General features: G+C 65.5%; 12 protein-coding genes. 7 read left to right on the top strand and 5 right to left on the bottom strand.

The window, feature by feature from the left end; all coding sequences use genetic code 11:
- Positions 1 to 80 precede the first annotated feature (80 nt).
- The 3 genes from QW861_RS09330 to QW861_RS09320 all read left to right on the top strand — a co-directional run bounded on the left by QW861_RS09330 (position 81) and on the right by QW861_RS09320 (position 5763).
- The gene (locus tag QW861_RS09330; protein ID WP_315751109.1) at positions 81 to 1466 is read left to right on the top strand and encodes a TolC family outer membrane protein; all 1386 of its coding nucleotides are present in this window, start codon (positions 81 to 83) and stop codon (positions 1464 to 1466) included.
- 379 nt (positions 1467 to 1845) lie between these two features.
- Entirely contained in the window at positions 1846 to 2589 is a 744-nt protein-coding gene (locus tag QW861_RS09325; protein ID WP_315751110.1) for a DUF2497 domain-containing protein, read from the top strand.
- Positions 2590 to 2898: 309 nt separating this feature from the next.
- Positions 2899 to 5763 (top strand): valine--tRNA ligase, encoded by a 2865-nt coding sequence (locus QW861_RS09320; protein ID WP_315751111.1) that lies wholly within the window; start codon positions 2899 to 2901, stop codon positions 5761 to 5763.
- Positions 5764 to 5871: 108 nt separating this feature from the next.
- On the opposite strand, the gene QW861_RS09315 is transcribed toward QW861_RS09320, so the two are convergent.
- Positions 5872 to 6495, bottom strand: a complete 624-nt coding sequence (locus tag QW861_RS09315; RefSeq protein ID WP_316192955.1) for a DNA-3-methyladenine glycosylase — start codon at positions 6493 to 6495, stop codon at positions 5872 to 5874.
- A gap of 135 nt (positions 6496 to 6630) precedes the next feature.
- Here QW861_RS09315 and lipA point away from each other — a divergent pair, with 135 nt between their 5' ends.
- Positions 6631 to 7590: a lipoyl synthase gene (gene lipA / locus QW861_RS09310; RefSeq protein ID WP_315827589.1), complete on the top strand. Its 960-nt coding sequence runs from the start codon at positions 6631 to 6633 to the stop codon at positions 7588 to 7590.
- Positions 7591 to 7600: 10 nt separating this feature from the next.
- Positions 7601 to 8074 (top strand): type II toxin-antitoxin system RatA family toxin, encoded by a 474-nt coding sequence (locus QW861_RS09305; protein WP_315751114.1) that lies wholly within the window; start codon positions 7601 to 7603, stop codon positions 8072 to 8074.
- A gap of 374 nt (positions 8075 to 8448) precedes the next feature.
- Here the strand turns inward: QW861_RS09305 and QW861_RS09300 are convergent, their stop codons facing one another.
- Positions 8449 to 9711: a methyl-accepting chemotaxis protein gene (locus QW861_RS09300; RefSeq protein ID WP_315711879.1), complete on the bottom strand. Its 1263-nt coding sequence runs from the start codon at positions 9709 to 9711 to the stop codon at positions 8449 to 8451.
- Positions 9712 to 10567: 856 nt separating this feature from the next.
- On the opposite strand from QW861_RS09300, the gene QW861_RS09295 reads away from it, so the two are divergent.
- Both QW861_RS09295 and QW861_RS09290 read left to right on the top strand, forming a co-directional pair.
- Positions 10568 to 11125: an HD domain-containing protein gene (locus tag QW861_RS09295; protein ID WP_315751115.1), complete on the top strand. Its 558-nt coding sequence runs from the start codon at positions 10568 to 10570 to the stop codon at positions 11123 to 11125.
- Between the two features lie 248 nt (positions 11126 to 11373).
- Positions 11374 to 11721 carry a DUF1127 domain-containing protein gene (locus tag QW861_RS09290; protein ID WP_315751116.1) on the top strand — a complete coding sequence of 116 codons (348 nt, stop codon included), beginning with the start codon at positions 11374 to 11376 and terminating at the stop codon, positions 11719 to 11721.
- A gap of 36 nt (positions 11722 to 11757) precedes the next feature.
- On the opposite strand, the gene QW861_RS09285 is transcribed toward QW861_RS09290, so the two are convergent.
- The 3 genes from QW861_RS09285 to QW861_RS09275 form a co-directional block, all read right to left on the bottom strand.
- The gene (locus tag QW861_RS09285) at positions 11758 to 12618 is read right to left on the bottom strand and encodes an alpha/beta hydrolase family protein (RefSeq protein ID WP_315711884.1); all 861 of its coding nucleotides are present in this window, start codon (positions 12616 to 12618) and stop codon (positions 11758 to 11760) included.
- A 351-nt stretch (positions 12619 to 12969) separates the two neighbouring features.
- Positions 12970 to 13302 (bottom strand): hypothetical protein, encoded by a 333-nt coding sequence (locus QW861_RS09280; protein ID WP_316192954.1) that lies wholly within the window; start codon positions 13300 to 13302, stop codon positions 12970 to 12972.
- Positions 13303 to 13914: a CinA family protein gene (locus QW861_RS09275; RefSeq protein WP_315711887.1), complete on the bottom strand. Its 612-nt coding sequence runs from the start codon at positions 13912 to 13914 to the stop codon at positions 13303 to 13305.
- Between the last annotated feature and the right edge of the window lie 53 nt (positions 13915 to 13967).

The following is a 13967-nucleotide window of genomic DNA, read 5'->3' as shown; positions in this document are numbered from 1 at the left end:
TGCGAGGTGCGCGGGAGTCTCTTCAACAGGTTACGGCCCGGCTCTGGCGTTCGAGCCGGTAACAAATGAATGGAACAGGGATGTTTGGGGTGAAGCTCGTCACCGCAGCGGCGGCTGTGGTCCTCGTGATGGCTTGTGCAGGCCCGACGCCTGCGCTGGCCGACACGATCGAGGCTGCGCTGGTGCGTGCCTATCAGAACAACCCGCAACTGAACGCGTCGCGGGCCCAGGCTCGTGCGGTCGACGAAGGCGTTCCGCAGGCACTCTCGGGGTATCGGCCGAAGGTCAGTCTGAATGCGACGGCGGGCATTCAGTATACGGATTTGCAAGCGGCACCCGCGACGCCGGCCGTGAACGGCGTGCAGAGGCCGCGAAGCGTCGGCCTGACGGTCAACCAGAATCTGTATAACGGTCAGCAGACGGCAAACGGCGTGCGCAAGGCTGAGGCGAACGTCTCGGCGCAACGCGAGGCTCTCCGCATTCTTGAGCAGCAGGTGCTGCTAGCGGCGGCCACGATCTATATGGACTATCTGCGCGATGCGGCGATCGTCGAGGTCCAGCGCAGCAACACGCGGGTGCTGGAGCAGACGCTCAAGCAGACCCGCGATCGGTTCAACGTCGGCGAGGTCACCCGCACCGACGTCGCGCAATCCGAGGCTCAGCTCGCCGCCGGCCGCACGCAGCAGCTCACAGCAGAGGCCCAACTAACGGCGACCCGCTCGAACTTCCGCCGAATCATCGGCAACGATCCCCAGAACTTGGCGCCGGGCTCTCCTGTCGACCGTTATTTGCCGGCAACCCTCCAGCAGTCGGTCGAAACGGCTCTGACGGAAAACCCGAACGTAACCTCGGCGATGTACGGCATCGACGTCCAGTATCTGCAGGTCAGGATCAACGAGGGTGCTCTGCTGCCGACCGTAAACGTCCAGGCTCAGGCGCAGCAGGGCTATGAGTCGAGCCTGCAATCCTATCGTGGGTTCAGCGCGTCGGCTGTCGCCTCGGTGAACGTCCCGATCTACAATGGAGGGGCGGAATACGCGCTGATCCGGCAGTCCAAGGAGTCGCTGGCGCAGCAGCGTCTGGTCCTGGAGCAGACCCGCGATCAGGCTCGCTCCGACGTGGTATCTGCCTGGGGCAAGCTGCTCGCGGGCAAGGCACAGGTGCAGTCGGCACAGGCCCAGGTCTCAGCCTCCGAGATCGCCCTCAATGGTGTCCGCGAAGAGGCCAAGGCCGGGCAGCGCACCACCCTCGACGTGCTCAACGCTCAGCAGGCGCTGGTCAACGCGCGGAATTCGCTGGTGAACGCCCAGCATGACCGCGTGGTGGCATCCTATACGGTGCTTCAGACCGTGGGGCGGCTGTCACCGCAGGTGCTGAACCTGCCGACGACCACCTACGATCCCAGCGTGCACTACCAGCAGGTCCGGGATAACTGGGCGGGTGTACGGACGCCGGATGGTCGTTAGTACATTCTTAATATCGACCCTGATCCCTCGGTCCTTGGCCGGGGGATTTTTTTGTGGCACATGCTGTGGTTGTGACGAATGGGCGACGCTTGACGGGCGACCTCCGTGCTCCACCGGGTTCGCGGCCAGCGTTGCTTGCATTCATTTGTTGCCATGACATAGCCTCAAAATGGCCGCCGAACGATTCGGACTGCGTCGGAAGTTCTTCCAAGAATAGACTCCGACATGGGCAGTATCGTTCTGTTGTTTTGCATCGATCAGGCCTTGTCCGGAGACAAGTTGGCATGTCCGTTGAGAAGTCCAAGCCACTTGGGGCCGGCGCCCGGGACTTTTGCGCTGAGCCGGTTCGTACGGCAGCGTTGCTGATTTGGAGTCGGAAATGACGCAGCCTGCGAAGGTCCAAGAACCCTCCATGGAGGAGATTCTGGCGTCGATCCGGCGTATCATTGCCGACGACGAGGGTAAGCCGCCGGCGGCAGACAAGGCCGCCGCGCCGGAGCCGGTCAAGGCCGAGAAGCCGGCGGCCCCGGCTGCGAAGCCGGTAATGAACGACATCCCACCTTCGAAGATCGCTGCTGCGGCTCCCGCCAAGCCCGCACCTCCGCCTCCCGCACCGCCGGCGGCGTCCGCAAGCAACAACCAGGATGACATTGACGCATTGCTGGCGGGTTTGGATGAAACGACTCCGGTCGCAGAGGTTCGGCCGGTAGCACCCGAGCCCGAACCTGAAGTACTCGAGTTGACCGACGACATGGCAGTGGCCCCACCGACTCCCGCTCCAGCGCCAGCCCCCGCCGCGGCATCCTTCCGAAAGGTGGATCCGCGGGACGATATCGAGTTCATCGAGGCCGGGCGGCTCAATCAGAAGGCTGCCAGCTTCGAGTCCGCGTTCGAGCAAGTCACACCGAAGCAGCCGATCCTGGCCCCATCGACGGTGAACGCCGTCGAATCGGCGTTCAACGCGCTGGCCAATACGGTGCTGAGCAACAACGCCCGGACGCTCGAGGACCTCGTCAAGGAGATGCTGCGTCCGATGCTGAAATCGTGGCTGGATGACAATCTTCCGGCCCTGGTGGAGCGCATCGTCAAGGCCGAGATCGAGCGCGTCTCGCGCGGCCGCTGACGCCAGGACGGCACGATCTCGTGTTCCGTTCTGGAGTGAGCCGCGGCGGGCGGTAGACGCTATCCGTCAATGTTCGCCGCTGCTGTTGACTTGGCGCGCCGCGGCGGCTTTCTAGCCCTGTCAAGCTGATCCCTGCCGGACGGATCGAGAGGGCTCTTCCAGGAGCGCGGTCCGCGGTCGGACATCAGTCCGAAAACAGCCCAAGCACCAACAGCTTGCGCGAGCTTTTTCAGGTCGTGTCACAAAAGGCCCGGACGAGTTCCGCGACATCCCGAATTGGACAGCCGGCCCCGCGCCGCTGGAAATGCCATGATCGATAAGAATTATCAGCCCACCGATCTCGAAGGTCGCATGTCCCTGGTCTGGGAGGATGCCCGCGCGTTCTCCGCCGGTCGCCCCGATCGGCGCAATGCGGATCCCTTCACCATCGTGATCCCGCCGCCGAACGTGACCGGCTCGCTGCACATGGGGCACGCGCTCAACAATACGCTGCAGGACATCCTGTGCCGGTTCGAGCGTATGCGCGGCCGCGACGTGCTGTGGCAGCCGGGCACCGACCACGCGGGGATCGCCACCCAGATGGTGGTCGAGCGTCAGCTGATGGAGCGCCAGCAACCCGGCCGCCGCGAGATGGGCCGCGAAAAGTTCCTCGCGCGCGTCTGGCAGTGGAAGGACGAGAGCGGCGGCACCATCATCAACCAGCTTAAGCGCCTCGGCGCCTCCTGCGACTGGGGCCGCGAGCGCTTCACCATGGACGAGGGTCTGTCCAAGGCCGTCGTGAAGGTGTTCGTCGAGTTGCACCGTGCCGGCCTGATCTACAAGGACAAGCGGCTGGTCAACTGGGACCCGAAGCTGCTGACGGCGATCTCGGACCTCGAGGTCCAGCAGATCGAGGTCAAGGGCAACCTCTGGTACCTGCGCTATCCGATCGAGGGGACGACGTTCAGCCCCGAGGATCCGACCAGCTTCATCGTCGTCGCCACCACGCGTCCCGAGACCATGCTTGGCGACAGCGCGGTCGCGGTACATCCGGACGACGAGCGCTATCAGCACCTCGTCGGCAAGCGCGTGATCCTGCCGCTGGTCGGGCGTGAGATCCCGATCGTTGCCGACACCTATTCCGATCCGGAGAAGGGCACCGGCGCGGTCAAGATCACGCCGGCGCACGACTTCAACGACTTCGAGGTTGGCCGCCGCCACGGCCTGCCGCAGATCAGCATCCTCGATCGCGAAGGCTGCATCGCGCTGGTCGACAACGAGGACTATCTGCGCGGCCTTCCCGAGGGCTCCGAGGAGTTCGCCAGGGAGTTCCACGGCATCGAGCGCTTTGCTGCGCGCAAGAAGATCCTGGAGCGGCTGGAGTCCTTCGGCTTCCTCGAGCGCGTTGAGCCGAACACGCACATGGTGCCGCATGGCGACCGCTCCGGTGTCGTCATCGAGCCGTATCTCACGGACCAGTGGTACGTCGACGCCAAGACCCTGGCGCAGCCGGCGATCGCGGCCGTCAGGTCGGGCGCGACGACGTTCGTGCCGCGCAACTGGGAGAAGACCTATTTCGACTGGATGGAGAACATCCAGCCCTGGTGCATCTCCCGCCAGCTGTGGTGGGGTCACCAGATTCCCGCGTGGTACGGCCCTGACGGCAAGGTGTTCGTCGCCGAGACCGAGGAGGAGGCCGTCGGTCACGCGATCGGCTACTACGTCGAGCAGGAGGTCATCACGGCGGAGCAGGGCCGCGAGATGGCGCTCGACCGCAACAAGCGCGAAGGCTTCATCACGCGTGACGAGGACGTGCTCGACACCTGGTTCTCCTCGGCGCTGTGGCCGTTCTCGACGCTCGGCTGGCCGGACGCCACGCCCGAGGTGAAGCGCTACTATCCGACCAACGTGCTGGTCACCGGCTTCGACATCATCTTCTTCTGGGTCGCCCGCATGATGATGATGGGCCTGCACTTCATGAAGGAAGTGCCGTTCTCGACGGTCTACATCCATGCGCTCGTCCGCGACGAGAAGGGCGCCAAGATGTCGAAGTCGAAAGGCAACGTCATCGATCCCCTGGCGCTGATCGACGAGCACGGCGCCGATGCGCTGCGCTTCACCTTGGCCGCGATGGCGGCGCAGGGCCGCGACATCAAGCTGTCGACCCAGCGCGTCGACGGCTACCGCAAGTTCGCCAACAAGCTTTGGAACGCCAGCCGCTTCGCCGAGATGAACGGTTGCACCGTGCCGGACGGCTTCGATCCGGGCTCCGCCAAGGAGACGCTGAACCGCTGGATCGCCCATGAGGCGGCCGCTGCCACGCGCGAGGTCACCGAGGCGCTGGAGGCGTATCGCTTCAACGACGCGGCCAATGCGATCTACCGCTTCGTCTGGGACGTCTATTGCGACTGGTATGTCGAGCTCTCCAAGCCGACCCTGCTCGGCGAGGACGGCCCCGCCAAGGCCGAGACCCGCGCGATGGTGGCCTGGGCGCGCGACGAGATCCTCAAGCTCCTGCATCCCTTCATGCCTTTCATCACCGAGGCGCTGTGGGAGTCGACCGCCAAGCGCGACGGTCTGCTGACCCTGTCACCCTGGCCGCACCGCACCGACAGGCCGACGGTCGCCGAGATCGCCGCGCTGTCGGCCGCCAGCTTCGGCGACCCCCTGGTGCCGCCGCTGCTGGTCTCGTTCGACGCCGCCAGCTTCAAGGACGAGGCGGCCGAGGCCGAGATCGGCTGGGTGGTCGATCTCGTCACGTCCATCCGCTCGGTCCGCGCCGAGATGAACATCCCGCCGGCGACTCTGATGCCGCTCGCGCTCGTCGGTGCCTCCGCCGAGACGAGGGAGCGCGCACCGCGCTGGAGCGAGGTCATCAAGCGCCTTGCGCGTCTCTCCGACATCTCCTTCGCCGATACGGCGCCCGAAGGCTCCGCCCAGCTCGTCGTGCGCGGCGAGGTCGCCGCGCTGCCGCTCAAGGGCGTCGTCGATCTCGCCGCCGAGCGCACCCGCCTTGGAAAGGAAATCGCCAAGGCCGAGGCCGATATCGAGCGCGTCGACAAGAAGCTCGGCAACGAGAAGTTCGTCGCCAACGCGCCCGAGGAACTGGTCGAGGAGGAGAAGGAAAAGCGCGAGGCGGCATTGGCGCGCAAGGCCAAGTTCCAGGAGGCGTTGTCGCGGCTGCAGGGCGCGTGACGTCGTTCTCCCTCCTCCGTCATTCCGGGGCGATGCGAAGCATCGAAGCCGGAATCTCGAGATTCCGGGTCTGGTCCTTCGGACCATCCCGGAACGACTGCGATGGGCTTAGCGCGCGAACGGCTTGCTCAAAAACCGCGAGCCCTTGAGCCCGAACCGCCACGGCAGCTCGACCGCCTTGGTGATGCCGATGCGGACGCCGGTGACGACCTCTACATCCTCAGGTCGGGCGAACAGCTCGATCGGTGCAGCATCCAGCGGCAGGCCGTTGTGCGCGATCGTGATCCCCATCGCCTCGGTCAGCTTGCCCGGCCCCGAGCATAGTGCCCTGACATCCTCCAGCCCGCGCCGCCGCCGCATCTCGTCGATCCCGAAGGTCGGCTCGATCGCCCGGATCAGGACCGCGCTCGCCGAGCCCTCCACCTCGCAGACGAAGTTCATGCACCAGTGGATGCCGTAGGAGCGGTAGACGTAGGCGAAACCGGGCGGACCGAACATCACCTGGTTGCGCGGCGTCGGGCCCCGGAACGAATGCGCCGCGGGGTCGGTGTGGTGATAGGCCTCGACCTCGACGATGGTCCCGCCGACGCCGTCGACCAGAAAGGTCGCCCCGATCAGCTCCGGCGCCACCGCGAGCACCTCGCGGGCGAAGAACGCCCGCGTCAGCCGCTTGGCCGTAGCATTGCGCCGGGGCCGTGAAACCCCGGGGGCTTTTGCCGGTTTTTGCGCCATTCTCAAGGAAATCCGCCGTGCTGAGCGCTGTTCCGCGCTGCCCATATCTGCCATGCCCTGGTATCCTCGGCCAGCCGGTTGCGGCGCGCCGCGGCACGGAATAGCTAGGGCGCAACAGAGGTTTGTGCGAATCCCATGGTCACCATCGTCGACATCAACGCGAACACGCCGCTGCGCCCCCGCCACCCCGAGAAGGCGAACCGGCCGGACTCGATCTCGCCGGCGAAGCCTGCCTGGATCCGCGTCAAGGCGCCGACCACCCGCGGCTACGCCGACACCCGCAACATCGTGCGCGAGAACGGCCTCGTCACCGTATGCGAGGAGGCCGGCTGCCCGAATATCGGCGAGTGCTGGGACAAGAAGCACGCCACCTTCATGATCATGGGCGACACCTGCACGCGGGCCTGCGCCTTCTGCAACGTCAAGACCGGCCTGCCCGAGGCGCTCGACGCCGGCGAGCCGGAGCACGTCGCGGAGGCGACCTTCAAGCTCGGCCTCGCCCATGTCGTCGTCACCTCGGTCGACCGCGACGATCTCGCCGACGGCGGAGCCGGCCATATCGCCGCGACCATCCGCGCCATCCGCGCGAAATGTCCGACCACCACGATCGAGGTGCTGACGCCCGACTTCCTGCGCAAGGACGGCGCGCTGGAGCAGGTCGTCGCCGCCAAGCCCGACGTCTTCAACCACAATCTCGAGACCGTGCCATCGCGCTACCTCTCGGTTCGGCCCGGCGCGCGCTACTTCCACTCGATCCGGCTGCTGCAGCGGGTCAAGGAGATCGATCCCACCATCTTCACCAAGTCCGGCATCATGGTCGGCCTCGGCGAGGAGCGCCACGAGGTGCTGCAGGTGATGGACGACCTCCGCTCGGCCGAGGTCGATTTCCTCACCATCGGCCAGTATCTGCAGCCGACCAAGAAGCATCACGCCGTGATGCGCTTCGTCACGCCGGAGGAGTTCTCCGGCTATGAGACCGTCGCCTACACCAAGGGTTTCCTGATGGTGTCGGCGAGCCCGCTCACGCGCTCCTCGCACCACGCCGGCGAGGATTTCGCCAAGCTGAAGGCCGCGCGCGAAGCCATGGCGCGCTGATCGAGACGAGATGCCGAGATTTTCCAACAAGCGGCGCGTGCCGCACACGGCCGAGCAGATGTTCGACCTCGTCGCCGATGTCGAGCGCTATCCGGAGTTCGTGCCGCTGTGCGAGAAGCTGGTGGTGCGCCAGCGCAGCCAGAAGCCTGACGGCACCGAGGTCGTCGTCGCCGACATGACGGTGTCGTTCAAGCTCGTGAAGGAGACCTTCACCAGCCGGGTGACGCTGGATCGGGCCAAGCGCAACATCCTGGTCGAGTATGTCAGCGGGCCGTTCTCCAGCCTGGAAAACCGCTGGAGCTTCGAGCCGCGCGAGCAGGGCGCCTGCGAGGTAACGTTCTTCATCGCCTATGAGTTCAAGAGCCGCATGCTGGCGATGCTGATGGGCTCGATGTTCGACACCGTCTTCGCGCGCATGTCGGCGGCGTTCGAAAAGCGCGCCGATGCGATCTACGGCCGCAAGCCCGCGGTGTCGTCGACGTAAGTCTTTCTCCATGTCTTCCAGTGGTAGACGATAGAGGGCGCCTCACCCTCCGTCGTCATCCCCGCGAAAGCGGGGATCCATAACCACAGGACTGCTTGTGGCGGCAGGCAGGTAACTCCGAGCTCGTCTAACCACATCTGCTGCGGCGTATGGATCCCGGGTCGGCGCCTCCGCGGCGCGTTGCGCCGCTGCGGCTTGCCCGGGATGACAGCGGAGGGTGAGGCTGGCGGCCTGCCAACTCACAGCAAGTTGCACCCACGAAGCCGTGGCCAGCGCAACTTGGCTTCAAAATCCTATCCACGTCTTCAAACAGCTGCTCCGCGACATCTTCGCGGAGCCGTGCAATCGCGGACACGTCGAGCCGCGACCGAAACCTACGCCGCCTGCACGGCGGTCAAAAAGTCCTTCACCTTGCCGCGCAGCTCGTCGGCGTGCTTGGCGAGCTGGCCGGCTGCGCCCAGCATTTGCCGGGCGGCGCCGCCGGCCGATTCCACCGTCTGGCTGACCGAGCCGATGTTGGTGGCGACCTCGCGGGTGCCGCTGGCGGCCTGGCTGACCGAGCGGGCGATCTCCTGCGTCGCGTGGCCCTGCTGATCGACCGCGGTCGCAATGGTCTTGGCGATCTCGCTGATCTGGCCGATGGTGCCGCCGATGCCCTGGATCGCAGCCACCGTATCGCTGGTGGCGCGCTGCATCGCGCTGATGTGCGCGCTGATCTCGTCGGTCGCCTTGGCGGTCTGGCTCGACAGGCTCTTCACCTCCGAGGCCACGACGGCGAAGCCGCGGCCGGCATCGCCGGCGCGTGCCGCCTCGATGGTCGCGTTCAGCGCCAGCAGGTTGGTCTGGCTCGCGATCGCGTTGATCATGTCGGTGACCGCGCCGATCTTGGCCGCCGCGTCCGCCAGGCTGTTGACGAGGTCGTTGGTGCGCGAGGACGCCTCGACCGCCTCGGCGGCGATGGTCGAGGAGGTCGCGACCTGGCGGTTGATCTCGCTGACCGAGGTCGACAGCTCCTCGGTGGCGCCGGCCACCGACTGCACGTTGGAGGAGGCGGAGTTCGACGCCGACGCCACCAGCGCCACGCGTTGCGCGGCCTGATCCGCGGTCGTCGTCAGCGAGGCCGCCGTGGTCTCGACCTCGCGCGAGGCGCCGGAGATCGCATTGGCGATGGCGCCGACCGAGGTCTCGAAATCCTTGGCGATCCGGTCGAGCGCGCGCTTCTTCTCCTCGCGTGCGGCGACAAGGTCGGAGAGATCGCGGCGGAAGCTCATGACGTAGGTCTGGCCCTCGACCTGGGTCGGCACCAGCGTGATCTGGACCAGCGCCGGGCTGCCGTCGGCGCGCTTGGTGGTCCACTCGAACGTCGCGTGGCCTTCGCGCCTGGCCTTGGCATCCATCTCGCGCACCACGTCGGCGGAGCGCTTGCCATCGGGCTGGAACTCCGGCGCCATGGTCGCCGGCGAACGCGACAGCAGGTCCTGCTTGCTGCGGAAGCCGCCGAATCGGACCGCGGTCTCGTTGCAGGCGATGATCTTGCCGTCGGACATCACCAGGATGGCGTCGCGATGACGTTCGAACAGCTCCGTCATCAGGAGGTTATGCGTGCGATCAGCCGACTTGCCGGAGAAGAAAGCCATGGGGTCCCGAATCCACTGTCAGAGAAGAATGCGCGAGACGTAGCAGGACAAAATTAACCAAAACCTTTAGGCCAGGGCGGCGCGTACGATAATCGTGGGCGATCTGGATGATGGGGGACGGCATCGAGCGGACAGGCAGCCGCATCCTCCGCGGCGCCATCACGCCCGGGCTGTGCATCTCGATCGGCCCTCTCAGATCACGAGGGCGCAGGGAATGCCGGGAGCTCGCCGCCCCCACGGCCCGCCTGCGGAAAAAAATGCAGGCGGCAGGTACCACAGGTGCAGCCGAGACATCCCGGCATTCCCCGCGCGACGGTCTTCACGCTTATACGCAGTCTCCCCGGGGACCGGCTGTTTTGCCCCCGTGACCGGCGGATCATCATCTCCACCGGCGTGACACCAGCTTCGGGGTGTCAGGACGCTGCGACTTCACGTCCGCCAAGAGCCGTTCGTCCGCACGTCCAAGACGCGCTGCGGCCCCTCGGCGGCCATCGCCTTCCCACCTCGCGTGTCGTGACGATCGCGATACGCCCCTCGTGTCGAGGCGGGATGAGGGGAGGGAAACACGAGTTCTGGAAAATAGAAACGAGAATATTTTCGTCGGTAGGACTGGACAGTGAGTCGGACATTGAACGGATTGAGGAAATCAGTGTCTTGGCGCACGCCCTCGCGATGCGCTTTGATCGCAGCAAGACACCGGAAACGGGCTCTCCGCTATTGCGCACGCCAGCTGATTTGCCCGACGGGTCGGCTAGGATGATGCTCGACGTGGTGCCCAATGATTGGAACAATGCCGATAGTGACCAACGACGAACCATCGGTCTGACCCTGCGTCAGCCAGAGAAGAAAGCAAGCAATGTCACTCTCTCATCTCTACGACGAAGCGCTCGTCTATGCGACAAGGCTGCACCGGACCCAATTGAGAAAGGGCAGCAACGTACCCTACATCGCGCATCTGCTGAGCGTCTCCAGCCGCGTGCTGTCGGCGGGCGGCAGCGAGGTGCAGGCCATCGCGGGCCTGTTGCATGACGCCGCCGAGGACCAGGGCGGGCAGGCCACGCTGGATGAGATCCGCCGGCGTTTTGGCGATGGCGTCGCCGGGATCGTCGCGGACTGCACGGATTCCTGGGTCGATCCGAAACCCGAATGGCGCCCGCGGAAGGAAGCCTATCTCGCCCGGCTGCCGCTCAAGCCGGTGTCATCGCTGCTGGTCTCGCTCGCTGACAAGGTTGACAACGCGGAAGCGATCGCGAGCGACCTTGATGAGGTCGGCGACGTCGTGTGGCAACGCTTCACCGGTGGAAGGGATGGCACGATCTGGTATTACCGCACGCTGAGCCGGATTTTCGATGAGGCTCTGCCTGGACCGTTGGCGCGGCAACTTGCGCGGACCGTCGGTGCTTTTCCGTCCTGAGCAAATTTGGGGGAGGCCGCTCGGCCTCGCATCCATTCGATGGATGACAACCTCAGATGGATCGGCTATAGAGCCGGCCATGATCACCGCCGCCCCCCATCGTTTTGGTCGCATCACGCACCGTAGCTCGCTGGCGGCGGGAGGATCGCGCTCAATCTGACGATTTGCAGCATTTGATCCGAACAGCCGCCAGGGACCTGGCGGCTTTTTTGTTGCCGGCAGGTTCTTCATTTGAAGGGGAGCCCGCCATGCCGAGCACGACCGACGATCCGAGGGTCATCGCCATCGAGGAGCGTATGCTCCGCGGCGCCTCGCGATCGCCGGGGCTCTGCGCGCTCGGTCGTGATCCCTTGTCGCGCCATCCCATCTCGCCCAGGCCGGGCGCCAAGATCTACTACTTGGCGCCACCGGCTCCCCATCAAAGCTGCGCCGACCTCAAGCCCGCGTCATGGTTGCGGCTCTGGTGGGAGCGCTGGCGCGAGCGCCGCCGCTTCGCCCGGGAGTTGCCGCGGATCGCCGACGAGGTGCTGCAGGACTACGGCCTGACACGCGACGAGGCGCGGCGGCTGTGCCGGCGCCCGTTCTGGCGCGCTTGAGAGCGACGCGGCGGAACGCAGGTTCTGCCACGGATCCTACTTGCCCAGCTTCTCGGAGAAGAACCTGACGACCTGGGCGTCAAACTCTCGGTGAAACGCCGCGCGGTCGAAATCCGCAGGCGTATCAGCACAGATGCGCGGGACGGCGGCCGCGAGCTCCGCGGAGCACGGCGCGAGGAAAGCAAAATGCGCGGCGGGCACGGTGTGGACCTCGGGCGTGCCGGGAAGGCTCGCGGTTACGCGGGCGGTCCCTTCCGGATCGACCCCGTTGCCGCCGAGCTCCGAGCGCCAGACCTGGAGGGGAATCTTGATGCTCGCGAGATTTGCTCGCGTGAATCCGACCGTGTGGGCGGCGTCGGCCAGCACGGCCGCCTTGATCCTCTCGTCGTGCGGCCAGCTTCTGGGAAACTCGCCATTGCGGACCTGCTCGCAGAACGGGTTCTGTTGCGTGCAGTAGTGCGCCACCCTTTGAAAGTCCGGGTCGACGCCGGCGAGAACGGTTCCGGTGTAGCCACCGCGCGAAAAGCCGAAGAAGCCGATCCGGTCCGGATCAATCGCGGCTCTGCTTGTCCAATCGTTCAACATGAAATCGATCAGATGCATGATGTCCTGCGGCCGTGAGAGCCAGACCGACAGGCTGTCGCGCTGCGCCAGGTCACCGACACTGTCGCCGGGATGGTTGATCGCCGCGACGATGAATCCCGCGTCCGCCAGCGCTTCCGCAACATCGTGGTTTCCACCGATCCAGCCGCCGCGACCGTGGGACATGACGACCAATGGCAGCTTCGTGCCATTGATTGGACAATTCTTTACCCCGGGCAGTGTCTCCAGCCCTGGGATCGCGAGGCTTCCAACCGGCACGCTACCGGCGTCTGCGGCGCAAGGCGTCCAGATCATGCCGTGGAATCCGTGATCGACCTCCAAGAGCTGCAAGCCAGCGGCTTGGGCGGAGGAGGTCAGGAGTAGGAGGACGAACGAGAGGGCAGCGAATGTGCGGTCTAGCAATATGATCTCCTCCTGACATGTAGCTCGGCGCGCTCTCGCGAGGGTTGCGTCGATCAAGTTCGCGGTGCGCGATGGTCTAGCGAGCTTGTCATGCTGTCAGGAGCGCTTCGCGTCCGTCGTCGCGATGTCCTTGACGGTTCAACGCCAGCCCAAGCTTGATTCATGACAACATTGTTAAATCACGCTTTCGAGATCGTGCGGCAACTCTCCGTTTATCATCATTGCGAGGCGCACTTTCGATGCTCAATTGATCGTGCCTTCAGCGTAACCGATCAGGAGGAATTCAAAATCGGCACATTGCAGAGATAGCAACTGCGATTCGTCATCGACCACCTCGAAGCGCATTCTCTCCCGGTGCCAATGACCGATGTCCCTGACGTCCAGACGGAAACCGTCCATGCGGTCCAGGTGTCCGATCCTGACCTCGACCGCGCCGATGATGCGCAATTCCAGCCGCGGTTCGGTTCGCGATCGATCCGTCAGGAGCACCAGCTCGACGATGCAGGTCGGTAGAACTGGATCGCGTCGCTGCGCTCGCGATGACGATGCGGCGAGAGCCGCGCGCGTCACTTCCAACTACGTCCGGGGCCGCCTCGGCCGCTTGACCGGATGCAGCCGCGGGGTGCGGGCCACGCGCGGACGTAGTCGCGTCGCCGCCGCGCGTTTCGGCTTGGCAGCGACCTGTGGCCGCGCCAGCTCCATCAGCAGGCGCAGGGCTTCCAGCACCGAGCGGGTGCGCACGGTGCTGCGGCCGATGGCGCCGAAGCGGTGTTCGCGGTGGGTGATGCGGCCGTCGCGGGCGGCGACGGCGAAATGGACCAGGCCGACCGGCTTGCCGGGGGTGGCGCCGCCGGGGCCGGCGATGCCGGTGATGGCGACGGCGAGGTCGACGTCGGCGCGTTCCAGCGCGCCGACCGCCATCTGGATCGCGGTCTCCTTGGAGACGGCGCCGAAGGTCTGCAGCGTCGAAGCCTCGACGCCGAGCATCGCGCGCTTGGCCTCGTTCGAGTAGGTGACGAAGCCGCGGTCGATGACATCGGAGGAGCCGGGGATGTCGGTCAGGGCCGCGGCGACCAGGCCGCCGGTGCAGGACTCGGCGGTCGCGATCATCAGCTTGCGCGACCGGCAGAGGTCGAGCAGCGAGCGGGCCAGCGCGCTGGTAGAGCCGATTTGACGTTCGCTGGCCATGGCTGCGTTGTCCTCATCCGACCGTCAGATCGAAAGCTCCATGAACGGTGACA

Origin of the sequence: Bradyrhizobium sp. SZCCHNRI1029, from assembly GCF_032487555.1 — a bacterium.
In the GTDB taxonomy this organism is placed as follows: Bacteria; Pseudomonadota; Alphaproteobacteria; order Rhizobiales; family Xanthobacteraceae; genus Bradyrhizobium.
This window is presented reverse-complemented; position numbering and strand designations above follow the sequence as displayed.